Source organism: Nocardiopsis codii (assembly GCF_036327455.1).
Classification (GTDB): domain Bacteria; phylum Actinomycetota; class Actinomycetes; order Streptosporangiales; family Streptosporangiaceae; genus Nocardiopsis; species Nocardiopsis codii.
In genome coordinates this window covers 65,983-90,568 of sequence record NZ_JAUZMY010000011.1, presented here as the reverse complement: position 1 = coordinate 90,568, position 24,586 = coordinate 65,983, and the positions used below count along the sequence as shown (strand labels likewise).

Below are 24,586 nucleotides of genomic sequence, written 5' to 3'. Positions count from 1 at the left end.
CCGACCGACCGCTACCGAAAGCTCACCATGATCCGACTCATCGTCGTCCGCCTCCTCTTCGGCGCGCTGACACTCTGGGCGGTGTCCCTCGTGGTCTTCGCGGCCACGCAGGCGCTGCCGGGTGACGCCGCCCAGATGATCCTGGGCCGCGACGCCACGCCCGCGCGCGTGGAGGTCCTGCGCGACCAGCTCAACCTGCACGAGCCGGTGGCCGTGCAGTACCTCCAGTGGCTCCAGGGACTCGTCCAGGGCGACCTGGGCACCTCCTACTCCAACCGGCTGGAGGTCACCGAGGTCCTCGCCAAGCCGGTCCTGAGCTCGCTGACCCTGATGGGGCTGGCGGCCGTCGCCGCCACCCCCGTCGCCCTCGTCGTGGGCGCGGTCAGCGCGCTGCGGCGGGACCGCGCCTTCGACCACACCTCGTCCATGGGGACCCTGGTCGTGGCGTCCATCCCCGAGTTCGTGGTCGGCATCCTGCTGATCCTGCTGCTGGGCCCCGGCGGGCTCGGCTGGTTCCCGTCGGTGTACTCCCGCGAGGGCGGGCCCGACCAGTGGGTGCTGCCCGTGCTGACGCTGGCGTTCGCGGTGGCGCCGCCCATCATCCGGATGATGCGCGCGACGATGATCGAGGTCCTGGAGAGCGAGTACGTCCAGCAGGCCCGGCTCAAGGGCGTGGACGAGCGCGCGGTCCTGTGGCGGCACGCCGCTCCCAACGCCATCGGTCCGGTGGCCCAGGTGGTCGCCCTCCAGCTCGCGTGGCTGGCCGGCGGAGTGGTGGCCATCGAGTTCCTGTTCAACTTCCCCGGTGTCGGCAAGGTCCTGATGGACGCGATCGAGAACCGCGACGTGCCCCTGATCCAGGCCGTGGTCCTGCTCATCGCCGGCATCTACATCCTCGTCAACCTGCTCGCGGACGTGATCGGGCTGGCGGCCAACCCGAAGGTGAGGGTGGCGAACCGATGAGCGCTCCCGTGAACGCGGGCGTGGAGCCCGTGGCCGTCGTACCGCGAAGCCGCGGGGCCGGACTGTTCCGGACCGCCTGGGGGTTCGGCCGGACCCGTGTGGGCGTCGCCCTGACGGGCCTGGTCGTCCTGATCGCGGTGGTGGGGCCCTTCGTGGCCCCGTACACCCCCACCGAGTTCGTGGCCAAGCCGTTCGAGACCGGTGTGGACGGCACGCTGTTCGGCGGCGACAACCGGGGCCGCGACGTCCTGACCCGCTTCCTGTGGGGCGGTTGGACGCTGCTGCTGCTCGCGGGCGCCTCCGCGGGGATCGGCGTGGCGGCGGGAACCGTCGTCGGCGTCATCGCCGGGTACCGGCGCGGGTGGCTGGACGACGTCCTCATGCGCGTCAGCGACGTGCTGCTGGCCTTCCCCCAGCTGATCGCCGCCCTGCTGGTGATGTCGATCATCGGGCCGAAGGTGTGGCTGATCGTGGCCGTCATCGCGGTGTCGCACATGCCCCGCGTGGCGCGGGTGATCCGTGAGGCGACCCGCAAGGTCATCGAGCAGGACTACGTGAAGGCCGCGGAGGCCATCGGCCTGCCGCGCTGGCGGATCATGGCGGTGGAGATCCTGCCGAACGTGACGAGCCCGCTGCTGGTGGAGCTCGGCCTGCGGCTGACCTACTCCATCGGGGTGGTCGCGGTACTGGGCTTCCTCGGGATGGGGCTCCAGCCGCCGACGGCGGACTGGGGACTGATGATCAACGAGAACCGGCAGGGCATGGCCGTGCAGCCGTGGGCGGTGGCGCTGCCCGTGACGGCGATCGCCGTCCTGACCATCGGCGCCAACCTGATCACCGACGGGCTGTCCCGTGCGGCGATCGGCATCGACCGGGGGGTGGAGAAGTGACGCGGGACATGGCACCGGACGCGGGCTCCGGAGGCGACCGGGACACCGGGGCGATCGTGCTCTCGGTGGAGGGCCTGACCGTGATCGGCCGCCCCTCGGACGTGGAGATCATCAGCGGGGTCTCGATCACGGTCGGGCGGGGGGAGATCCTCGGCCTGGTCGGCGAGTCCGGTTCCGGGAAGACCACACTGGGGCTGTCGCTGCTGGCGCACTGCAAGCGGGCCACGGAGATCTCCGCCGGACACGTGGAGGTGTCCGGGAAGGATCTGGCCGCGCTGACCGAACAGGGCGTGCGCGAGCTGCGCGGGCGGGCGGTGGCCTACATCCCCCAGTCGCCGGCCTCCGCGCTCAACCCGGCCCTGCGGCTGCGCACCCAGCTGCGCGAGGCCCTGCACGACGCCTCCCTGTCGGCCGCCGAGGCCGACGCCCGGGTCCGCGAGGTCCTGGGCGAGGTCGCGCTGCCCGACGACGAGGGGTTCCTGGCCCGCTACCCCCACCAGCTGTCCGGCGGACAGCAGCAGCGGGTGGCGATCGCGATGGCGTTCGTCGGCCGCCCCGACGTGATCGTCCTGGACGAGCCGACCACCGGCCTGGACGTGACGACGCAGGCGCACGTCCTGGAGACCATCCGCCGGATGACCCGCGACTACGGGACGGCGGGGGTGTACATCAGCCACGACATGGCGGTGGTCGCCGACCTGGCCGACGAGATCGCGGTGATGTACCGGGGCGAGGTCGTCGAGCGCGGGCGCACGGACCGGGTCCTGGCCGACCCCCGCCACTCCTACACCCGGCGGCTGCTGATGGCGGTGCCGCTGCTGAGGACCTCCGGCCACGAGGAGGGCGGCGAGCCGGAGGGCGAGCCGCTGCTGCGGGTCGCGGGGCTCAACGCGGGGTACGGGCGCACCAGGGTCCTGGAGGGGATCGACGTGTCGGTCCACCGGGGTGAGTGCGTGGCCCTCCTGGGCGAGTCGGGGTCGGGCAAAACGACCCTGTCGCGCTCGGTCGCGGGGCTGCACCAGCAGTACACCGGCGAGGTGCTGTTCGACGGGAGCCGGCTGGCCCCCGGCAGCTACCGGCGCACGGCCGAGCAGAGGCGCCGGGTGCAGTACGTGTTCCAGAACCCGTACGAGGCGCTGAACCCGCGCCGACGGGTGCGCGACCAGGTCCTGGGCCCCTACCGACACCTGGTGGGCAGGCCGGAGGACCCCGACGCGGTGGTGTCCGAGGCGCTGGAGCGCGCGGCGCTCCCCTCCTCCTACGCCGACCGCTACCCGGAGCAGCTGAGCGGCGGTGAGCGGCAGCGGGTGTGCATCGCCCGTGCCGTGGCCACCCGCCCGGACCTCCTGGTCTGCGACGAGATCACGTCGGCGCTCGACGTGTCGGTGCAGGCGGAGATCGTCAAGCTGCTGCGCGGACTCCAGGACGAGGGGATGGCGCTGCTGTTCGTCACCCACAACATCGCCCTGGTGTCCAACATCGCGCAGAGGGTGGCCGTTCTCCACCGGGGCGCGATCGTGGAACAGGGGCCGGTCGGTCGGGTGATGTCGGCACCGGAGCACGAGTACACCCGGGCTCTGATCGCGGACACCCCGGACTTCGAACTGTCCTTCGCGGGGACCCCCGAGCGTCTGGGCATGGCCGTGGAGGACCGGCCCGTCACGGACGCGTAGGACGCGCGCCCGCCCGCGGGAGGGGTGGATCGTCACCCCTCCCGCGGGTGGGCGGCCCCGTCCTCAGCGGCCGGGTTCGGCGGCCGGTTCACGCCTGCGCTCGGAGGTCATGCCCACCAGCACGAGCAGGCCCAGGGCCGCGGTTCCGAACAGGACCGCGCCCATCGGCACCGCTGTGCTCTCGTCCAAGCCGACGAGGGGCGCCACCCCGGCGCCGATCAGCATCGGCAGCGCGCCGAGCAGTGAGCCCGCGCTCCCCGCACGCCCTTCCTGCCCCTCCATGGCCAGGGCGAAGGAGCTGGTCAGGATCATCCCCATGCACGTCATGTAGACGAAGACGGGGACCACCAGGGCGGGCAGCGGACCGTCGGCCAGCGTCACGACCAGCAGCACCCCGGTGGCCAGGACGGCGGTGACCACGGCGATCCTCAGCAGCGTGCGCTCGGTCACCCGTGTGCTGAGGCGCCCCACGGCGGCGCTGCCCAGGATGATGGCGATCCCGTTGACGCCGAACAGCACGCCGAACACCTGCGGGGACACCCCGTGGAGGTCCTGGTACACGAACGGCGTCCCGGCGACGTAGGCGAAGCTGCCTCCGTGGAGCAGGCCCACGATGAGCGCGTACCCCATGAAGGAGCGGTCGCGCAGGAGCACGGCCATCGTGCGCAGGGAACCGCCGAGCGAGCTGGGGATGCGCCGTTCGGCGGGCAGTGTCTCGGGGAGCCGGAGCAGGGCGACCAGGGCGATCACGGCGCCGAACAGGGCGAGGAACAGGAAGATCGTCTCCCAGGTCGCGAAGGGCAGCGCCAGGACGGCGCCACCCGCGACCGGCGCTGCCATGGGGGCGACGGCGGTGATGACCATCAGCAGCGCGAAGAAGCTCGTCAGCGCGGGTCCCTCGAACACGTCGCGCACGACAGCCCGTGAGAGGACGATTCCGGCCGAGGCGGTGAACCCCTGGAGGAAGCGGCCCACCACCAGCGTCGCGATGTCGGGGGCCATGGCGCACAGCAGCGAGGACAGGACGAAGAGCAGGAGCGACACGGCGAGGGGTCCGCGGCGCCCGCGGGCGTCGCTGACGGGACCGACGACCACCTGGCCGACCGCGAGCCCGATCAGGCAGGCGGTGAGGCTCAGCTGGACCTGTGACGCCCCGGCGTCGAGGTCGGCGGCGATCTCCGGGAAGCCCGGCAGGTACATGTCGATGTTGAGGGGGCCGAGGACGGCCAGGAGGCCGAGGAGGAGGGCCAGGCCCAGGCGTGCGCGTCCGGTCGGGTTGTGCCGCATCGTGGCTCTCTCGTGGGTGACGGGGGCGCGCGACGCGGCGCGCGAACCCGCCCACGCTACCGGCGCGTGGGCGCCGGCACAGGAAGCACGGGGGCAATGTGACAGAAGTCCGTCAGAAAGGGGCGGTGGCGGGCGGAGCCGACACCGGAGCGGCGTCTCCGGGGGCTAGAAGAGGACCGACATGACCTCGCCCACCTGGCGGAAGCCGACCCTCTGGTAGGCCGCGCGGGCCGGGGCGTTGAAGTCGTTGACGTAGAGGGTGACGCGGGGGGCGATCTCGGCGAGCGCGTACTCGACCACCGCGGCCATCCCCGCGGCGGAGTGGCCGCGGCCCCGCAGGTCCGGGTGCACCCACACGCCCTGCACCTGGCACGCGTGGCGGGTGACCGCGCCGATCTCGGCCTTGAACACGACCCGGCCGTCCTCGATCCGCGCGAACGCCCGCCCAGTGCGCACCAGTTCCTCCACACGGGCCCGGTAGAGGGCGCCGCCGTCACCGGAGTCCGGCGGGACGCCGACCTCCTCGGTGAACATGGCCACGCATGCGGGCACCAGGGTGTTGAGTTCGGAGAGTCTGACCCGGCGCACGAGGGGGTCGGCGGCCACGGCGGGCGGCCCGTCGATCTCCAGGACGGGCTGGCTGCCGCGGATGGCGCGCGCGGGCCCCCACACGGGAGTGACCTGCTCCCAGAAGTCGCTGACGGCCTCGACCGGGCCGACGATGGACGAGCAGCGGCGCCCCCGCCAGCGCGCGTGGTCGGCGAAGCTGCGGATCGCGGCCGGGCCGGCGTTGACCGGGACCAGGTTGGCCCCGGAGTAGCACATCGCGGTCAGGCGTCCCCGTTCGACGTGACCCCACACCTCGGGGCCGTGGGGGCCGGCGGCGAGGCCGCCCGCCATCAGCCGCGAGGCGACGAAGACGTTGCCGACGGGGTCGGCGTCCAGGAGCGCGCGTACGGCGTCCCGGTCCCGTTCTCCGAGTATCCGTACCGGCGAGGTCCGCAGCATCGCATCTCCCCCATCTGCCCGGGCCCGGGAGGGCCCTGGGACGACTGGCCGAGCCTGTTCGCACCGGTTCCAGCCTATTGGACCGGTTACTCGTATGACCCGGGCTTCCCGGGGCTTTCCAGGCCGACCGGCCCGAGGCGCTCCACCATCGTCTCAGGTGCGGTGCGGGCCGTACGCGGCCGGGGCTCGGGACGCCCCTCGCAGGTGACGTCGGCCCGCTCTCCCCCGGCACGCGCGGGGAGAACCCCGTCGCGCAGGTAGGCGGTGACGACGTCGTCCACGCAGGTGTTCCCGGTGAGGGACACCCCGTGGGTCAGTCCGCCCTCCTCGATCACCAGAGCCGACCCGGGGAGCCTGTCGCGCAGGGAGTAGGCGCCCTCGACGGGGGTGGCGCCGTCCCGGGTGGCGTGCACGACGAGCGCGTCCCCGTCGTAGGCGGGGTGCTCGCCGTAGCCGTCGCCGACCTGGAACCAGTCGTCGGACTCGGCGCCCCAGGTCGCACACGGAGCGTTGTACCAGATGTTGTGCCACCCCATGAAGGGGGTGTCCGCGTGGAGCGCGGCGGCGTCGTCGTGCCAGGTGGACCAGTCCTCGGGCCACCGGGCGTCGGTGCACTGGACGGCGAGGTAGCCGCCGTAACCGCGGTCGGAGTCCGCGTCGTCCCCGTAGGCCTCGTGCAGGGAGACCAGCGGGGCGTCGTCCCCGTCGTTGATCCGGGCGGAGAGCGCCTCCGCGACCCGCGGCCAGGTGCCGCCGCTGTAGGAGACGACGATGACGGCGCCCTCCAGCTCGGTGGGGCCGACGGTGTCCGCCGCGGGGGCCGCCGCCAGGTCCGAGCGCAGGGAGTAGTAGGCCTCGGCGACCTGTCCGGCGTCGGTGCCGAGCCCGTAGGCGTCGTCGTGGCGGGAGACCCAGTCGAAGAAGCCGTCCGCCGCCCTCTCCAGGGCGCGGCTCTGCGTCAGGTTGCTCTCGTACCAGGGCTTGTCGGGGTCGACGACGCTGTCCAGGACCAGGGCGCGGACCCGGTCCGGGTAGAGCGCGGAGTAGACGGTGCCCAGGTAGCTGCCGTAGGAGTAGCCGAGGTAGTCGATGGTCTCCTCACCGAGGGCGGCCCGGATGGCGTCCATGTCGTGGGCGGTGTCCTCGGTGCGGACGTGGTCGAGGAGGGGGCCGGTGTTCTTCTCGCACGCCCGGGCGTACTCCTCGGCGCCGGCGCGCAGGGCCGCCTCGGCGTCGGCGTCCGCCGGGACCGTGTCGCGGCGGACGGGCGCGAAGAAGCCGGGGTCGCACGTGATGGAGGGCGTGGACGCCCCGACTCCGCGCGGGTCGAAGGAGACGACGTCGTAGATCTCGCGGAGTTCCGCGGGCATGCGGCGGTGGGTGTGCGCGGCCCACATCCGTCCCGCGCTTCCGGGTCCGCCGGGGTTGACCAGCATGGTGTGCTCGGCCCGGCCGGTGGCGGGGACCCGTGACAGGGCGAGTTCGACGGTGTCCTGGAGGCCGTTGACCCGGGCGCCGTCGGCACTGCGGGCGAGGGGGACGGTGAGCGTCGCGCACTCCAGGGCCTCGTCCCCGACGGGAGCGATGTCCTCGCAGGGGCCCCACGCCAGGCCCTCGGGAGCGGCGCGGGAGGTCTCCGCCGTCTCCTCGGTCCGCTCCGCCCGGGCGGGGACTCCCGCGACCAGGGAGGCCAGGACCGCTCCGGCCGAGACCGCCGCCAGGGTTCGTGCTCGCACTCGTCCACTCCCTCACACTGCCTAGGTGACCTCATGCATTGTCACCGCTGCGCAACGTGACAGAGGGAAGCGACACGGACCCCATGCGGGCATGCCCCGGTAACATGTGCCCTGCCTGGATCAGACGTGGACAAAGGGGCACAATGCGGCTGGATCGTGTCGATGAGCGGATCATCGCGATTCTCGGCGCGGACGCGCGGATGAGCTTCGCCGAGATCGGCGGTCACGTCGGACTGAGTCCCTCCGCGGTGAAGCGGCGCGTGGACCGCCTGGTGGAGTCCGGCGCCGTGCGCGGGTTCACCGTCGTCGTCGAACCGAAGGCCGTCGGGTGGACCACCGAGGCCTTCATCGAGCTGTACTGCCGCGCCCGCACCTCCCCCGGCGAGATACGGTCCGGGCTCGCGGGCTACGCCGAGATCACGTCAGCGTGCACGGTCACCGGCGAGGCCGACGCCATCGTGCAGGTGCGCGCCCGCGACACGCACCACCTGGAAGAGGTCATCGAGCGCCTGGGCGCCGAGCCCTTCGTGGTGCGGACCAAGAGCACGCTGGTCCTGTCCCGACTCGTGGACCAGCCGATCCTCGCCGGGACGGCCGACCTGCCCTGAGCGGCGACGCGGCGTGTCCCCCACCGGAGCGGAAACCCTGGGCCCGCTCCGTTCGTTGGGAGGGGTGACGCCCCCTGAACCCGGGCGCCGGCGGGCCGTTCGCCGAGAGGCGGACGGCCCCCTCGACGCCCGGACCGCCTCCGCCGGACCTGCCCTGGCCCGGGACGCGGTCGGTGACGGGCACGCGTCCGGGTGCGGCTAGGCCAGGGCCTCCGCGACCACCTCGGCGGCTCCTGCGATCAGCGCGTTGTCGAACCCGGCGTCCTCCTCGTCGCGCATGGACATGATCGCGATGATGACGGGGGCGCCGCCCGGGGGACGGACGACGGCGATGTCGTTGCGCGTTCCGTAGTTCCCGCTGCCGGTCTTGTCGCCGACCTCCCAGTCCTCGGGAAGCCCGGCGCGGATCGTCTCGTCGCCGGTCGTGTTGTCGGCGAGCATCCCGTTGAGCACGGCGCGCCGGTCCTCGGGCAGAGCGTCCCCGAGCGTGAACTCCTCCAGGCTCGCGGCCATGGCGCGCGGAGTACTCGTGTCCCGAGTGTCACCGGGAGCCGTCCTGCTGAGGTCGGGCTCGATCCGGTCGGCCTCGATCACGTCGTCGCCGATCTCCTCCATGGCCTCCTCGAACCCGTCCGGACCGCCCAGTTCCTCCAGGAGGAGGTTGGCGGCGGTGTTGTCGCTGTAGCGGACCGCGGCGTCGGCCACCTCCAGGAGCGTCATCCCCGTGTCGACGTGGCGCTCGGTGATCGGCGTGTGGCCGACCAGGTCGTCGGCGGTGTAGGTGACGACCTCCCCCATCTCCTCCAGCGTGTTCCGCCGCAGCACCGCGCCGGCGGAGAGCGCCTTGTGGGTGGAGCAGTAGGCGAAGCGGTCGTCGGGGCGGTGGGTGATCTCCTCTCCGGTGCCCGTGTCCACCGCGTAGACGCCCAGCCGTGCGTCGAACCGCTCCTCCAGCCGCTCGAACTCGCGGGCGGGCAGGGCCGCGGCGTCGGCAGATGCCGACTGCTCCGAGCCCGGCCCGGGTACGGGCGCCGGGTCGGAGCCGGGCGTCGAGCAGGCGGTGGCGAGGGCCAGCGCGGCCAGGGCCGCACCTCCGGCGCGCAGGGTCGGTGAGAGCGACATGGTCCTGTTCATCTCCTGATTCCGGGGGCGCGCGACCCGGGTGGCCCGGTCCGCCCGCAACGGTGAGGCGGTGTCCGCCCCCACCGCTCCGGGCGGGGACGCCGCGCGTGGGCCACCCCTGCGGGATGGTCCCGCCCAGCAGTCTGGCCACCGGCCCCGATGCTGTCCAAGACGGGAACAGCCACTCCCATGCGGAATCGGTATGGGGCCGGTTCGCGACGCGTGCGCTCCCGGGCGACGGCCCGGTCGCCCGAGGGCGGGGGCCGGAGGAGCCTGCGGGGCCCGCCCCGGGAATCACCGGCGGGGCTCAGTCCTCGGGGAGCTCCACCGGGGCGAGCTCGTCGAACAGGTCGCCCGGTCCGGGGTTGGAGGGATCGGTGCCGCCGCCGAAGTGGTGCGCCACCCCCCACACGGCGTTGAGCGCGGTCTGCACCGCCCCCTCCGCCCATCCCGCCGTCCAGGAGACGTCGTCCCCGGCCAGGAACAGGCCGCGGTGGCGCTCCGCCAGCTCCTCCTGGTGGAAGTGCGTGAACAGACGCCGCTGGTAGCGGTAGTGGCCCGGCAGGTTCGCCTTGAAGGCGCCCATGAAGTAGGGCTCGTCCTCCCACGACACGGTGACCGGGTCACCGGTGATGTGCGAGCGGACGTCCACCCCCGGGTAGATCTTGGACAGCGACGACAGCATGACCTCCAGGCGCTCGTTGGCCGACAGCGGCAGCCACTTGAGCGAGTCGTCGCACCAGGTGTACGACATGCAGATCGCGGCGGGGCTCTCCGGGTCGGAGCCCTCCAGGAGGTAGGTGCCCCGGGTCATGCGGTCGGTGAGCGTCATGCTCATGACGTCCCGGCCCGTCTCGGGGTCCTTGTCGCGCCAGAAGGCGCGGTCCACCGGCACGAACAGCTTCGAGGACTCCATGTAGTGGGTCCGCTCGATCGCCGTCCAGTGGTCGATCGGCAGCAGGTCCTCGTCGCAGTCGATCTTGGACAGCAGCATCCAGCTCTGCGCGGTGAACACGGCCGCCGCGTAGGTGCGGGTGGAACCCGAGGCGTCGGTGACCGTGATGTTCCCCGAGGGGGAGCCCTTCGCAGCGGTGCGGCGCAGGGCGGTGACGGCCGGGCGCGGACCACGTCCGTGCAGCGTCCCCAGCGAGGTGCCCTGCGCCCAGTGGACGAGCTTGTCCGGGGCGTCCTCCCAGAGCCGTCGGGGAAGCTGCTGGACACCGCCGAGGATGCCCATGTGGTCGTCGTCCGCACCCGTGTAGGTGACCCGGAGGATCTCCAGGATGGAGTTCGGGAAGTCCGTGTCCCAGCCTCCCGTGCCGAACCCCACCTGTCCGAAGATCTCACGGTGGCGGAAGGACGCGAATGCCGGTGACTCACACAGGAAACCATAGAAGGTCTGGTTGTCCAGCCCTTCGACGAGATCGTTCCAGATCTCCTTCTGCGTCGTGACGTCCCGTTCACGGATCGCCCGCTGCATGCGGCTGTGCTGGGCGCCGGCCTCCAGGGTGCGCTCCCAGGCACGGGCCACCTCCCGGTAGACCTCGGGCAGGTCTGCGAGGGTGGTGGCGTAGTGGGACTCGCCCTTGAGGTCGACCACGGTGCTCGGGGTGGCCGGTGAGAGCGGGTTGGGGAACGGCGTCGTCTCCAGGCCGACCCTGTCGACGTAGTGGAGGAACGCGGTGGAGGAGGGCGGGAAGCGCATCGCCCCCATCTCGGCGACCACGTCGTCGGGGCAGCCCGCCAGCTTCTCCGTGCGCAGTCGTCCGCCGATCCGGTCGGCCTCGTACACGACCGGCCGCAGCCCCATCTTCATCAGCTCGTAGGCGGTCACGATCCCGGACAGTCCGCCGCCGATGACGGCGACCTCGGTGCCGTGGCGCCCGGGCGGGACCTGGCCGAGCCCGGCGGGGTGCTCCAGGTAGGAGTCGTAGGCGAACGGGAAGTCCGGCCCGCACATGTTCAGCGGCGGTGTGCCGGGCGCGGGTGCGGTACCGGCGGCGGTGGGCACGGCAGACGTCATGGAGCCCCTCCTTCGGGTGTTCGGTGGTCGGACGGTGAGAACGGCGGGGGCGGCCGTGCGTGCGGGCGCCCCAGGGGTCCGCGCGGTCCCGGCGGCGCGGACCGCGGCGGGAGACCGGGCGGGCCGGTACCGGGAGCCCGCGCGGGAGCAGGTCAGGCCGTGAGCGCGCGGTACAGGTCGGGGCGGCGGTCTGCCAGGTAGGACTGGACCCGGCGGGCGCGGTCGACCGCGTCCGGGGCGATGTCGCCGACCAGGAACTCCTCCCCCGATCCGGCGCGCAGCGTCTCCGACCCGTCGGGAGCGACGAGCACGCTCAGGCCCGCGTAGGCGAGATCGCCCTCGGTGTCGCACCGGTTCACGTAGGCCAGGTGGAGCTGGTTCTCCAGGGCGCGCACGGGCACCACCCGGGTGGGGACCTCGGTGAAGGGCAGCATCAGGGCGGTCGGGACGACGAGGAGTTCGGTACCGGCGAGGGCGTGCGCGCGCACGGCCTCCGGGAACTCCACGTCGTAGCAGATGAGGAGGCCGAGGCGGAACCCGTCGAGGTCGGCCTGGACGACCGGGTCGGCCCCCGGCGCGAACGCGCCCCGGTCCAGGTCGCCGAACAGGTGGGTCTTGCGGTAGGCGGCCAGGCGGGTTCCGGTGCCGTCCACGAGCTGGACGGTGTTGTACACGGCGCCGTCGGCGCGTTCCGGGAATCCGTAGACGAGGGCGACGCCCGTGTCGGCGGCGATCCGCGCGACGGCGTCCGCGAGGGGGCCGTCCGCGGGTTCGGCCAGCCGGGCCACGGCGTCGGCTCCGAGGCCGTATCCGGTGAGCGACATCTCGGGGCCGACGAGCAGGCGCGCCCCGGCCCCGGCGGCCCGTGCGGCGCGGTCGGCGAGCCGGCCGAGCGCGTCGGCGACGTCGCCGCTGCGTCCGGTGCCCTGGTCCAGGGCCACACGCAGTGGTGCGCGCGTCATGGGCCGCCCCCTCCTCGGTCGTTGTCGGGCCGCGTCCACTCTAGGTGGCCGATCGTGTCGGAACAGTGCGCCGAAGCGGTGGAAACACGCGTCTTCTCGCCGCTCCGACATGGTTCTTTGCGTGTTCCGCCGTGTTCGTGCGCGCATTGCCGCGCGGCGCCGTCCGCGGCCCCGCGGCGGCGTTCCGCCCGGGGCACGCCACAGGGGCCGGGGGTCCGAACCGAACTGCTCCCCGGCCCCTGTACGGGCGTGCGTCGTGTCCCCTCGGCCCCGCCCCGTCCTCCGGGGGCGGTCGCGAGTCCGGAAGGAAGCGGAAAGCTGGGTCTAGGCCCCGGCCTCCAGGGCGGAGCGTCGCATGCCGTAGCCGAAGTAGACGGCGAGTCCGATGGCCAGCCAGGCGCCGAAGGCCACCCACACGCTCAGCGACATGCTGAACATCAGGTAGGCGCAGGCGAGCACGCCGAGGACCGGGGTGACGGGGGCTCCGGGCACGCGGAAGGCGCGAGGGAGGTCGGGGCGGGTGCGTCGGAGCACCAGTACCGCCACGTTGACCAGGGCGAAGGCGAAGAGCGTGCCGATGGCGGTGGCGTCGGCGAGCGGCCCGAGGGGGACCAGCGCGGCCAGGAACGCGATGAGAACGGAGGTGATGACCGTGTTCGCGCGCGGGGTGCCCTTGGCGTCCACGGTGGAGAAGGCCTTCGGGACGAGCCCGTCGCGGGACATCGCGTAGAGGATGCGGGTCTGGCTGTAGAGCACCACCAGCACCACGCTGGCCAGGGCCAGGACCGCTCCGGCGGCGAAGACGACCGCCCACACCGGGGTGCCGGTGACCATGGTGAGGATGCCCGCGAGGGACGTCTCCCCGTCCACGAAGCCGGTCCAGTCGAGCGCGCCGACGGCGGCGAAGGCGACCAGGCAGTAGACGGCGGTCACCAGGATCATCGAGAACATGATCGCGCGGGGCAGGTCGCGCTGGGGGTTCTTCGCCTCCTCGCTCGCGGTGGAGACGGAGTCGAAGCCGATGTAGGAGAAGAACAGGGTGGCGCCCGCGGCGCTGACACCGGCCATGCCCATCGGCATGAACGGTGCGAAGTTCCCGTCCTGGACGGCGGTGATCGCGATGGCCACGAACATGACCAGGATGGCGACCTTGACGGCGACCATGACGGCGTTGGCGCGGCTGCTCTCACGCACCCCCGCGAGCAGGGCGAACATGCACAGCAGGACCACGATCGCGGCTGGCAGGTTGACCACGCCGCCCTCCAGCGGCCCGGCGAGCACCGCCCCCGGCAGGGACAGGCCGGTGGTGAGGTGGAGGAGCTCGTTGATGTACTCGCCCCAGCCGACGCCGACGGCGGCGACGGACACGCCGTAGGTGAGCATGAGGCACCAGCCGCACACCCAGGCCATGAACTCGCCGATCGTGGCGTAGCTGTAGGAGTAGGCCGAGCCGGAGGCGGGGATCATCCCGGCCATCTCGGCGTAGGCGAGCGCGGAGAAGAGCGCGGTGACGCCCGCGAGCACGAAGGCGAGGATGACGGCGGGCCCGGCCACGGGGACGGCCTCGCCCAGCACGACGAAGATGCCGGTGCCGAGGGTGGCGCCGATGCCGATCATGGAGAGCTGCCAGAAACCCATGTGCCGGTGGAGGCCGGTGCCGTCGCTGGTCTCGGCGACGAGCTTCTCGACCGGCTTGCGCCTGGTCAGGCGCTCCCTCAGCGCGGGAGCCCCGCCCGGGCCGGCGGGTGCGTCCTCGCCCGCCGGGGTCTTCTGGTCCACCACGTGACTACTCCTCGTTGCTGTGGGCGGGCACACCGGTCCCCTGGGGGAGGGGTGGTGGGAGGTGGGCGTACGTTTCGTACCGGCATCAGCCCGAAAACGCCCTCAGCAACGGTAGTCGTGCCTTATGCGTAACATGACCCACATTCGTTGCGTCCGTCCCGAAGAAGCGGCGCATCCGTGCGCTTCCACGCAAGGAAACGCGGCCCCCTGTGAGGGAGACCATACGGATCCGCCCCGCGTGACCGTCGTCGCAGGGGCCGCGAGCCCTGCCCGGCGCGCACGACCGGGGCGAAGCCGTGCGGCCCCGTGAACCCCTCCCCCACGCGAACGGCCGCGCCGCCCCCTGCGGGGCGGCGCGGCCGTCGTCGGGAACTCCGTCGGTCAGCCGGCCACGGCGACGGTCGGCTGGCCGGACTCGACCCCGGCCTCGCCCATCTCCTCGGCGATGCGCATGGCCTCCTCGATGAGGGTCTCCACGATCTTGGACTCGGGCACGGTCTTGATGACCTCGCCCTTGACGAAGATCTGGCCCTTGCCGTTGCCGGAGGCCACACCCAGGTCGGCCTCACGGGCCTCGCCGGGACCGTTGACGACGCAACCCATGACGGCCACGCGCAACGGCACCTCCATGCCCTCCAGGCCGGCGGTGACCTCCTCCGCGAGCGTGTAGACGTCCACCTGGGCCCGGCCGCAGCTCGGGCAGGACACGATCTCCAGTCCGCGCTCGCGCAGCCCCAGCGACTCCAGGATCTGGGCGCCGACCTTGACCTCCTCGGCGGGAGGCGCGGACAGCGACACGCGGATGGTGTCGCCGATGCCCTCGGACAGCAGCGCGCCGAAGGCCACCGCGGACTTGATGGTGCCCTGGAACGCGGGGCCGGCCTCGGTGACGCCCAGGTGCAGCGGGTAGTCACAGGCGGCGGACAGCTGGCGGTAGGCGTTGACCATGACCACGGGGTCGTTGTGTTTGACCGAGATCTTGATGTCGCGGAAGCCGTGCTCCTCGAACAGCGAGCACTCCCACAGCGCCGACTCGACGAGGGCCTCCGGGGTGGCCTTGCCGTACTTCTGGAGCAGGCGCTTGTCCAGCGAACCGGCGTTGACGCCGATGCGGATCGGGGTGCCCGCCTCGTTGGCGGCCCGGGCGATCTCGGCGACCTTGTCGTCGAACTTCTTGATGTTGCCCGGGTTCACGCGCACCGCGGCACAGCCGGCGTCGATCGCCTGGAACACGTACTTGGGCTGGAAGTGGATGTCGGCGATCACCGGGATCTGCGACTTCTTCGCGATGATCGGCAGCGCGTCGGCGTCGTCGTTGGTGGGCACGGCAACCCGCACGATCTGGCAGCCGGAGGCGGTCAGCTCAGCGATCTGCTGGAGCGTCGCGTTGATGTCGGAGGTACGGGTGGTCGTCATCGACTGCACGGACACCGGGGCGTCCCCGCCGACGGGGACGTTCCCGACCATGATCTGCCGCGTCTTGCGCCGCGTCGCCAGCGGGCGCGGCGGTGCGACTGGAATACCGAGATCGACGGTCACGCTTGATTCACCTCGTCTGCCGCCGGAGGGGGGCGGCACTTGATTCGTCGGTTATCGGGAAAGGGCGTCCGGCGCAGCGCGCGGCGCCGCGACCGGGGCGTCTCGCGCGGCGGCCTCAGCTACACCGTCGTTCCCGGATCGCGATCCCCAGGTTACCCGCCCCGGGAAGGGCACCCCCCGCGAAGCGCGGAACCGGTGCTCCAGCTGAAGATTACCGGTACCGGAGGGTGCTCGGCGTCACGTCGGCACCGCCCCGCACCAGGGTGAACGGACGACGTCGGCCGGACGTCCGCCCCCGGGCGCGGCGGTGTGCGTCAGCCGAAGAGTCTGACCGGGTTGAACAGGTCGGCGACGAGCAGGACCACGCTGAACACCAGGAAGCACGCCACCACGACGTAGGCGACCGGAGTCAGCATCGCCACGTCCACCGGTGCGGGCTCGGGGCGGCGGAACAGCTTGGCCCAGCCGCGCTTGAGCCACTCCCACAGGGCCCCGGCCATGTGGCCGCCGTCCAGCGGCAGGATCGGCAGCATGTTGAAGGCGAACAGGAACAGGTTCACGCCGGCCAGGATCTGGAGCATGATCGCCGCGGTGTCCGCGACGGGCAGGCCCTGGGCCATGATCTCGCCGCCGATACGCGAGATGCCGACGATGCCCACCGGGGAGTCCTGGTTGCGCTCCTCGCCCAGGAACGCGGCGCCGAACACCTCCGGGACCTTGCTGGGCAGGGCGATGAGCGCCTCGCCCACGCCGACCATCATGGAGCCCATCTCGGCGGCGGACTCACCGACGGTGAGCGGGGCGCGCTCCTGGGCGAAGACGATGCCGAGGAAGCCCACGGTCTCGGTCCGGTAGACGCGGTAGCCCTCGTCGTCGTACACGGGTTCGCCGTCGGCGTCGGTCTCGTAGAGGATCTCGCCCTCGGCGTCGCGGGCCGGGAGCTCGTTCTCGACGACGTCGACGTCGAGCGGGAGGCGCTCGCCGTCGCGCTCGACCACGACCTCGGTGCTGCCGAGGGACTCGCGGATCTGCCGGTTGGCGGTGTTCCAGTCCGGGGTGGACTCGCCCCCGACGGAGACGATGACGTCGCCGGGCAGTATGCCGGCCTCGGCGGCCGGGGTGGGCGGCACGTCGGTGCAGTCGGTGATGGAGCTGCCGACCGGCACCATGCACTCGTTGACGAGCCCGATCTCGGTGGTGCTCCTGGGGACGCCGATGCCCATGAACAGCACCGCGAGCAGGATCGCGGCGAGGATCACGTTCATGGCGGGGCCGGCGAACATCACGATGAGCCGCTTCCACGGCGCCCGCTGGTAGAACTGCCGGTCCTGGTCCTCGGGGGAGAGCTCGACGTAGGAGGCCTCGCGGGCGTCCTCGGCCATGGCCCGCCAGCGGGACAGCCTGCGCGGGCTGTCGTCGGCGGTCCGGCGGGCCGGCGGGAGCATGCCGACCATGCGCACGAAGCCGCCCAGCGGCACCGCCTTGATCCCGTACTCGGTGTCACCCCGCCGGAAGGACCACAGCGTCCTGCCGAAGCCCACCATGTACTCGGTGCACTTGATCCCGAACATCTTGGCGGTGGAGAGGTGGCCCAGCTCGTGCCAGGCGATCGAGAACAACAACCCGAAGACGAACAGGACGATCCCGACCACGGTCATCAGGGCGACCATGCAACTCTCCTCTAGGCGGTGTCAGGCCTGGCGCGCGAGGAGCTCGCGCGCACGTGTGCGGGCCCAGGTGTCGGCGGCGTACACGTCGTCCAGGCTGAGTCCCACGCTCTGGTGTGACGCTCCCCCGGGGCGGTCCGTTCGCTGGTGCTCCGAGACTACCCGGGAGACGGTGTCCATGATGGACGGGAACGCGAGGTTTCCGCGCAGGAAGGCGTCGACGGCCTCCTCGTTGGCCGCGTTGTAGACGGCGGGGGCGGTCCCGCCCGCCGCACCGACCTCGCAGGCGAGCCGGACGGCGGGGAAGGCCTCGTGGTCCAGCGGCTCGAACGTCCAGGCCTGGGCCCGGGTCCAGTCCATGCCGGGGGCGGCGCCGGGGACCCGGTCGGGCGCGCCGAGCCCGTAGGCGATGGGGATCATCATGCTGGGCGGACTGGCCTTGGCGATGGTGGATCCGTCCACGTACTCGACCATCGAGTGGACGATGGACTGCGGGTGCACGACGACGTCGATCCTGTCGAAGGGCATGTCGAACAGCAGGCTGGCCTCGATGACCTCCAGCCCCTTGTTGACCAGGGTGGCGGAGTTCACGGTGATGACCGGACCCATGCTCCAGGTGGGGTGGTCGAGCGCCTCGGCCGGGGTGACGTGGGCCAGCCCGTCGCGGTCGCGGCCCCGGAAGGGGCCCCCGCTGGCGGTGACGACCAGGCGGCTGACCTCGTCGCGGCGGGCGTGCACGTGGCCCTGCGCCGGGCTGGCGAGCTCGCCCTCGGGCAGGTAGGGGAAGCACTGGGCGATGGCGAAGTGCTCGGAGTCGACCGGGACGATCTGTCCGGGCCTGGCGAGGTCGCGCACGAGCGGCCCGCCGATGATGAGGGACTCCTTGTTGGCCAGTGCGAGGGTGGTCCCCGCGCGCAGGGCCGCCAGGGTCGACTCCAGGCCCAGGGCGCCCGTGATGCCGTTGAGCACGACGTCGCAGGGGCTCCCCGCCAGCTCGGCCACGCCCTCTGCGCCGGTGAGGACGGTGGCCCCGCTGCCGTGCTCGGCGAGGGAGCGCGCGATCTCGGCGGCTCTCGCGGGGTCGGCGACCGCGACCAGCGGCACGTCCAGCTCGGCCGCCTGCTTGGCCAGCAGGTCCGCCCTGCCGCCGCCCGCCGCGAGGCCCACCACTCTGAAGCGGTCGGGGTTGCGCTGGACGATGTCGACGGCCTGGGTCCCGATCGAGCCGGTGGAGCCGAGGATCACTACTGTTCGCTGCTGTTCTTCTCGCACGGCCCCATTGTCCCGCACCCGGCGGACCTCCGCCGGACCCCTGTGGACAACCGGGGACCGGCTGGTCCGAACGGTCCGGGGCGTCGGGCGTGACGGCGCGCGCGGACGCGGACCCGTCAGCTCCCGGGGCCCCCGCCGACCTGTGTCAGCGCGTCCAGCCGCGCCCCGACCCCGCTCCGGACCGCGCGCAGCCGGTCCGCCTCGGCGTCCCCGACCCGGATGGGGCGCGCGTGCCGGGGATGGTCCGGGACCGTCGACTCGTCGGCGAGGGCCAGGACCCTGCGGCGCGCCTCCACCGGGAGGCTCCCGTCGTCCGCGACGCGCAACGCCGCGTCCAGGGCACGCACGGAGGCGGTCCGGAAGTGGTGCGCCCACAGGCCCGAACCGCCGCTCTCCAGGGCGACGGCGGCCGCGGCGAACCCGCGCCGCACGTACGGCGGCCGCTCGGGCGCCTCGGTGAGCGACGCGCAGGCGGCCTCCACTGGTGTGATCCCCCGGAGCCGTGCCCGTACCAGGCACAGCGCGTGCGCGGCGGCCTGACCCCCCTTGCCCCTGTGCTGTCCGCCTCCGTGGGCGGGAGGGACGAGTTCGGCCTCGGCGGCGAGGTCGGCGTCCCGGCCGCGGGACAGCGCCCCCCGCATGAGGTGGCGAACGGGCAGGGACCACACGCGTGTGTCGCGCGCCACGGAGTCGGCGACCTTCCCGCCGGCGCCGTCCCCCGACGCGGCGAGGGCCGCCGCGTAGGTCACCACCGCCGGCGCCGCGCTCGTGTAGGGGTCGGGCTTCACGAACAGGCGTGTGCGCCAGGTGCGGGCGAACGGTGCGAGGTCCTCCGCCCGGAGAGCCCCGGCTCCGTGGAGCAGTTCGAGCAGGACGGCGATCGCGGGCTCCCCGAGGTCCTCGCGCGTCAGCGCCGACCGCAGTCCGTCCAGGTGCCGGTCGACCACCGCCTCCCGCAACTCGACCGCCGAGTCCCGTCCGGGCTTGCTCCCCGGGTCGAACCCGGGGCCCGGTCCGGGCTCGACGAGGAGGGCGTCCGAGGCCCGGCGGAGGAGGTCGAGGATCAGGCTGCGGTCCGACATGCGAGGAACCTACCGGTCTGCGGGGAGGGCCGCGATCCTGCACTCGTCGGCACCCGGCGCGGGCCCCCGTTCCGCGGAGTCGCCGGAGACCTGCCCGGGAGAGGGCCGGCCGGGCCGGAGGCGGCGGGCCGGAGGCGGGCGTCCTCCGACAGTCGCGGTCCGTCCCGGCACGGCCCCGCACGCGTCGGCACCCGGCCGGTACGACCCCGGAGTCACCGGGTCTTTACAACCAGTGTCGATTGCCCTAACTTTACTCGTGAGTAAGTTACTCCACGGTTACGTGAGCCGCCGATCCCCCGTCGGCACCCACGGACACCGGCCTCCCGATGGCGAGACGGCGCGACGACCCATCGGCCCCCTGACCCCCTCACCCCCGAGGTCCCCCGCATGCGCCCTGTGAGAAGCACACCCCGCTCCGCGTCCCCGGAGGACGGCCCGCCGCCCCGGCCCGCCGCGCGAGGACTCACCCGCCTGTTGTCCTGCGCGTTCGCGGCGGCGCTCGCCGCCACCGTCCTCCACCCCGCCCCCGCCTCCGCCGCCGTCGGCGCCTCCGTCAGCTACGAGACGATCGTCAGTCACGACGGCACCGAGCTGAGCGCCAAGGTCATCACCCCGACCGGCGTCGAGGGGCCCCGGCCGCTGCTCGTCATGCCCTCGGCCTGGGGCACGCCCCACATCATCTACGTCGGAGCCGCGGCCAGGCTCGCCATGGAGTCCGGCTACCAGGTCGTCGCCTACACCTCGCGGGGCTTCTGGGACTCCGGCGGCCGGATCGAGGTCGCCGGCCCCGACGACCGGGCCGACGCAGGCGCGGTCATCGACTGGGCCCTGGAGAACACCGAGGCCGACCCGGACCGCATCGGCATGGCCGGCATCTCCTACGGCGGCGGCATCAGCCTCCTGACCGCCGCCGAGGACGACCGGGTCGGAGCCGTGGCGTCCCTGAGCGGATGGGCCGACCTGGCCGCGTCCCTGTACCCCGACCGGACCGTCAACAGGCAGGCGGCCGAACTGCTCCTTCTGGCGGGCGGCCTCACGGGCCGCCCCGGCGAGGACCTCACGGAGATGGGGGAGGAGTACCGGCGCGGCAACATCCAGCCGGCCCTGGACCTGGCCCCGGACCGCTCCGCCGCCACCAAGGTCGACGCGCTCAACGCCAACGGCACGGCCGTGATGATGGCGCACGCCTGGAACGACGGCATCTTCCCCGTCAGCCACGTCACCGACTTCTACGAGGAGCTGGAGGGGCCCAAGCGCCTGATGCTCACCCCGGGCGACCACGCCACCCAGGAGGCGTTCGGCGCACTCGGCCTTCCCAACGAGGTGTGGGAGTCCCTGGGCGACTGGTTCGACCACCACCTCAAGGGAGAGGAGAGCGAGGTGGACGCGGACGGCCCCGTCCACGTCAGGCCCAACAACGGGGGCGGCGGGTGGACCTCCCACGCCGACTGGCCCTCGGTGACCGGGGACGCCGACCGGTACTACCTGGCGAAGCCGAGCACCGACTGGTTCCGCTGGCAGAGCAGCGGCGCCATGGAGTCCGAGCCGTCGACGGGTTGGGACTACCGCTTCCGGACCGGGGTCGGCACACCCGCGGAGAGCGGCACGGTGATGCTGTCCGGCGCGCTCCAGCAGTTCTTCGACATCCCGACGGGGGTCCTCCTGCCGACGGTGGACCGCTACCGGGCGGCCGTGTGGACCAGCCCCGCCTACCCCGACGGGGTGCGCGTGGCGGGGACCCCCGAGGCGACGTTCACGTTCACGCCGACCGCGGAGGACCAGTCGGTCTTCGTCTACCTGTACGCCGTCAACGGGAACGGGACCGGCGCGCTCCTCTCCCACACGCCCCACACCCTGCGCGACGCCGCCCCGGGTGAGCCGGTGACGGTGACCACCGAACTGGAGCCGGTCGTCTGGGACGTCCCGGCCGGCCACCGCCTGGCCGTCGTGGTGGACAGCAGGGACGCGCGCTACACGAGCGAGAGCGCCGTCGGCGACCGGGTGGACGTGACGTCCCCCGAGGGCAGCCCGACGCAGGTCACGGTGCCGCTCGCCTGACCGGCGGCGGGAGCGGCGCCGCTCCCGCGGCGCCCCGCCACCCTCCGACCGCCTCCGGCGCCCCCGGGCCGGGGGCGGTCCCACCTGCCCAACGGACCCACGACACAAACTAAAAGTAGCTATGAAGTTACACAAAGTGTGCAAGGATCGTGGGCATGACCTCGTCCACCTCACACAAGATCCTCGCTCCCCTGGCCGCTCTCGCGGTCGCCCTGGGGGGAATAGCCCTGATCGAGAGACTTCCCGCGCCGGCCTCCGCCGTCACCCAGGCCGACCGGATGCCGCAACACGCGGTTCCGGCCCAGGCGAGCGGTGAGGCGCTGTCGCGCGTGGACGGGGTCTCGCACCAGTCGGGTGCCGTCACCGGCACGCAGAACCAGGCCGTCCTCGACTACTGGACCGCGGAGCGGATGGCGGCGGCCCAGCCCATCACCAGCATGCTGGTGGGAGCCCTCCGACCGCCCCGGGCCGCGGCCGCCCAGGACGGCGTCGACCGCCAGGCGTCGCCGCGGGCCGACAGCCGGGGCGACGTCTGGGGCGCCGGCGGCCTGGTCACGAAGACCACCGGCAAGGTCTACCTGACCATGGACGGCCGCGACTTCACGTGCTCGGCGTCGGTCGTGAACTCCGCCAACAAGAGCACCGTGGTCACCGCCGGACACTGCGCCAAGGACGGCACGGGCTCGTGGGCGCGCAACTGGACCTTCGTGCCGGGCCACGACGCCGGGACGGACCCGTACGGCAGGTTCACCGCACGCGACATGCTCGTCGCGCCCCAGTGGTCGCGCGACGCCGACGACAGCTACGACTTCGCCATGGTGGTGCTGAACTCCGACGGCGGGACCGCCGTCCAGGACAAGGTCGGGGCCCAGCGGATCGCGTTCAACACCTGGACCGAGGAGAGGGTGCGCGACGGCGTGCAGGTGTACGCGTTCGGGTACCCGGCGGCCTCGCCCTTCGACGGCGAGGACCTGCACTACTGTTCGGGCCGCACCAAGGCCGACACCGGCGGCACCACCGCCAACGGTGTGCGGTGCAGGATGACGCAGGGCTCCAGCGGCGGCCCCTGGTTCACGGGCTTCGACACCGGGACCGGCCAGGGCACGATCTCCTCGGTGGTCAGCTTCAAGTACGCCAACGACCGCAGCACCCAGTACGGCCCCCGCCTGGGCGCGGAGGCCCGCAAGCTGTACAACCACGCCTCGGGTCTCTAAGGCGTGTTCCGTGGATGCTTTCGGTTGACTCGGCGCTTGCGCCGATCGACGCGAGCGGCTTCCAGGCCATCTCTCGCAAGACGGGTAGCGCGGGTCAGCCCGGGTTCGGCTGTCCGAGCGCAGTCGGCGCGGCGAGAGGCAGCCCGGGGACGCGAGCCCGGAACGATCCGCGGAACGCGGCCCAGGACCCGCCGGGACGACCGGACGGGCCGGGCGCCGCCTCCCGGGCGGCGCCCGCTCCCGCTACAGGTCGATGCCGGTGAGCACCAGGACCCGCTCGTAGGTCAGGTCCGTCATGGCGGCGCGCACGCCCTCCTTGCCCACTCCCGACTGCTTGACCCCGCCGTAGGGCATCTGGTCGGCACGGAAGGTGGGGACGTCGCCGATCACCACGCCGCCGACCTCCAGTTCCCGGTGGGCCCGGAACGCGGTGGGCAGGTCGCGGGTGAACACCCCGGCCTGGAGGCCGAAGTCGCTCTCGTTGACCGCCGCGAACGCGGCGTCCGTGTCGGCCACCCGCTGGACGACCAGCACCGGGCCGAACACCTCCTGGCGTACGACCTTCGAGTCCGCGGGCGCGTCCGCGAGCACGGTCGGGGCGACCGTCACGCCGTCCCGCGTGCCGCCGGTGAGCAGTGTGGCGCCGTCGGCGACGGCCTCGTCGATCCAGGCGGCCACGCGCTCCGCGGACGCCTCGTTCACGAGCGGGCCCACATCGGTGGCCGGGTCGGCGGGGTCGCCCACGCCCAGGGCCTCCACGCATTCGACCAGGCGCGACACGAACTCGTCGTGGACGGCGTCCGCCACGATCACGCGCTGCACGCCGATGCACACCTGTCCGGCCTGGTTGTTGCCGAACAGCGCGACCCGCTGCGCCGCCCACTCCAGGTCCGCGTCGGCGAGGACCACCGCGGCGGCGTTGCCGCCCAGTTCCAGGGTGACGTGCTTGCGCGGAGCGAGCCGGGGCAGCTCCCAGCCGAAGGCGCCGCCGGTGAAGGAGATCACGGGGAGCCGCTCGTCGGTGATCAGCGGCGCCGCGCTGTCGTTGGGCATGGGCAGGACGGAGAGCATGCCGCCGGGCAGGTCGGTCTCCGCGACGATCTCGCCCAGGATCAGGGCCGTCACCGGTGTCGCCGGAGCGGGCTTGAGGATGACGGGCGCGCCCACGGCGAGGGCCGGGGCGACCTTGTGGGCGACCAGGTTGAGCGGGAAGTTGAACGGGGAGATGCCCAGGACCGGCCCCTTGGGGACGCGACGGATCACGGCCATCCGCCCGACGCCGCCGGGGTCGGTGTCCAGCCGCTGGAGCTCGCCGCTGTCACGGCGGGCCTCCTCGGCGGCCCATCGGAAGACGGACACGGCGCGGCCCGCCTCGGCGCGGGCCCACTTGAGGGGTTTGCCGCTCTCGACGGTGATCGTCCGGGCGATCTCCTCGGCTCGTTCACCGATACGCCGGGAGATGTGCGCGAGGGCGTCGGCCCGCACGTGCGCGGGCAGCGCGGCGGCCTCGGCCGCGACCGCGTGCGCCGCGGCGACGGCCTCCTCGATCTGCCCGGCGGTGGGCACGGAGACCGCGCCGACGGACTCGCCGGTGTAGGGATTGACGACGGTGATCTCGGTGTCGCCGGTCGCGGCGGTGCCGGCCAGCCAGAACGGGTGCGTGGACATGTCCGTGACGCTAGCGCCCGGGTCTCGCCGAA

Annotated in this window: 18 protein-coding genes; 6 read left to right on the top strand and 12 right to left on the bottom strand. The window is 72.7% G+C overall.

The window, feature by feature from the left end:
• Positions 1-27 precede the first annotated feature (27 nt).
• From Q8791_RS13245 to Q8791_RS13235, 3 genes are read left to right on the top strand one after another with little or no spacing between them, the layout of a single operon-like run.
• Positions 28-963: an ABC transporter permease gene (locus Q8791_RS13245; RefSeq protein WP_330091974.1), complete on the top strand. Its 936-nt coding sequence runs from the start codon at positions 28-30 to the stop codon at positions 961-963.
• The gene (locus tag Q8791_RS13240) at positions 960-1,853 is read left to right on the top strand and encodes an ABC transporter permease (protein WP_330091973.1); all 894 of its coding nucleotides are present in this window, start codon (positions 960-962) and stop codon (positions 1,851-1,853) included. The genes Q8791_RS13245 and Q8791_RS13240 overlap by 4 nt, the downstream gene beginning before the upstream one ends.
• An 8-nt stretch (positions 1,854-1,861) precedes the next feature.
• Complete coding sequence (locus tag Q8791_RS13235) at positions 1,862-3,526, top strand: ABC transporter ATP-binding protein (protein ID WP_330091972.1); 1,665 nt, start codon at positions 1,862-1,864, stop codon at positions 3,524-3,526.
• A gap of 63 nt (positions 3,527-3,589) precedes the next feature.
• Here the strand turns inward: Q8791_RS13235 and Q8791_RS13230 are convergent, their stop codons facing one another.
• The 3 genes from Q8791_RS13230 to Q8791_RS13220 form a co-directional block, all read right to left on the bottom strand.
• The gene (locus Q8791_RS13230; RefSeq protein ID WP_330091971.1) at positions 3,590-4,813 is read right to left on the bottom strand and encodes a Bcr/CflA family efflux MFS transporter; all 1,224 of its coding nucleotides are present in this window, start codon (positions 4,811-4,813) and stop codon (positions 3,590-3,592) included.
• 165 nt (positions 4,814-4,978) lie between these two features.
• On the bottom strand, positions 4,979-5,821 hold the full coding sequence (locus Q8791_RS13225) for a GNAT family N-acetyltransferase (protein WP_330091970.1): 843 nt from the start codon (positions 5,819-5,821) through the stop codon (positions 4,979-4,981).
• Between the two features lie 86 nt (positions 5,822-5,907).
• Entirely contained in the window at positions 5,908-7,557 is a 1,650-nt protein-coding gene (locus Q8791_RS13220; protein ID WP_330091969.1) for an alpha/beta hydrolase, read from the bottom strand.
• 143 nt (positions 7,558-7,700) lie between these two features.
• On the opposite strand from Q8791_RS13220, the gene Q8791_RS13215 reads away from it, so the two are divergent.
• Positions 7,701-8,165: an Lrp/AsnC family transcriptional regulator gene (locus Q8791_RS13215; protein WP_330091968.1), complete on the top strand. Its 465-nt coding sequence runs from the start codon at positions 7,701-7,703 to the stop codon at positions 8,163-8,165.
• 198 nt (positions 8,166-8,363) lie between these two features.
• Here the strand turns inward: Q8791_RS13215 and bla are convergent, their stop codons facing one another.
• From bla to Q8791_RS13175, 8 genes are all read right to left on the bottom strand, one after another.
• Positions 8,364-9,287 carry a class A beta-lactamase gene (gene bla, locus Q8791_RS13210; protein ID WP_330092056.1) on the bottom strand — a complete coding sequence of 308 codons (924 nt, stop codon included), beginning with the start codon at positions 9,285-9,287 and terminating at the stop codon, positions 8,364-8,366.
• A 307-nt stretch (positions 9,288-9,594) separates the two neighbouring features.
• Positions 9,595-11,310 carry a flavin monoamine oxidase family protein gene (locus Q8791_RS13205; RefSeq protein ID WP_330091967.1) on the bottom strand — a complete coding sequence of 572 codons (1,716 nt, stop codon included), beginning with the start codon at positions 11,308-11,310 and terminating at the stop codon, positions 9,595-9,597.
• A gap of 152 nt (positions 11,311-11,462) precedes the next feature.
• Positions 11,463-12,272: a carbon-nitrogen hydrolase family protein gene (locus Q8791_RS13200; RefSeq protein WP_330091966.1), complete on the bottom strand. Its 810-nt coding sequence runs from the start codon at positions 12,270-12,272 to the stop codon at positions 11,463-11,465.
• A gap of 324 nt (positions 12,273-12,596) precedes the next feature.
• A complete protein-coding gene (locus Q8791_RS13195) occupies positions 12,597-14,054 on the bottom strand; it encodes an amino acid permease (RefSeq protein ID WP_330091965.1) in 1,458 nt (485 codons plus the stop codon).
• A gap of 381 nt (positions 14,055-14,435) precedes the next feature.
• Positions 14,436-15,593 (bottom strand): flavodoxin-dependent (E)-4-hydroxy-3-methylbut-2-enyl-diphosphate synthase, encoded by a 1,158-nt coding sequence (gene ispG / locus Q8791_RS13190; protein WP_330091964.1) that lies wholly within the window; start codon positions 15,591-15,593, stop codon positions 14,436-14,438.
• A gap of 314 nt (positions 15,594-15,907) precedes the next feature.
• A complete protein-coding gene (locus Q8791_RS13185; protein ID WP_330091963.1) occupies positions 15,908-17,263 on the bottom strand; it encodes a M50 family metallopeptidase in 1,356 nt (451 codons plus the stop codon).
• Positions 17,264-17,284: 21 nt separating this feature from the next.
• Entirely contained in the window at positions 17,285-18,505 is a 1,221-nt protein-coding gene (gene dxr, locus Q8791_RS13180) for a 1-deoxy-D-xylulose-5-phosphate reductoisomerase (protein WP_330092055.1), read from the bottom strand.
• 143 nt (positions 18,506-18,648) lie between these two features.
• Positions 18,649-19,614 (bottom strand): hypothetical protein, encoded by a 966-nt coding sequence (locus Q8791_RS13175; RefSeq protein ID WP_330091962.1) that lies wholly within the window; start codon positions 19,612-19,614, stop codon positions 18,649-18,651.
• A 396-nt stretch (positions 19,615-20,010) separates the two neighbouring features.
• On the opposite strand from Q8791_RS13175, the gene Q8791_RS13170 reads away from it, so the two are divergent.
• Both Q8791_RS13170 and Q8791_RS13165 read left to right on the top strand, forming a co-directional pair.
• Complete coding sequence (locus Q8791_RS13170) at positions 20,011-21,672, top strand: CocE/NonD family hydrolase (RefSeq protein ID WP_407941992.1); 1,662 nt, start codon at positions 20,011-20,013, stop codon at positions 21,670-21,672.
• Between the two features lie 155 nt (positions 21,673-21,827).
• Positions 21,828-22,886 carry a trypsin-like serine peptidase gene (locus Q8791_RS13165; RefSeq protein ID WP_330091960.1) on the top strand — a complete coding sequence of 353 codons (1,059 nt, stop codon included), beginning with the start codon at positions 21,828-21,830 and terminating at the stop codon, positions 22,884-22,886.
• Positions 22,887-23,129: 243 nt separating this feature from the next.
• Here Q8791_RS13165 and Q8791_RS13160 read toward each other — a convergent pair whose 3' ends face one another.
• Entirely contained in the window at positions 23,130-24,554 is a 1,425-nt protein-coding gene (locus Q8791_RS13160) for an aldehyde dehydrogenase family protein (protein ID WP_330091959.1), read from the bottom strand.
• Positions 24,555-24,586: the final 32 nt, after the last annotated feature.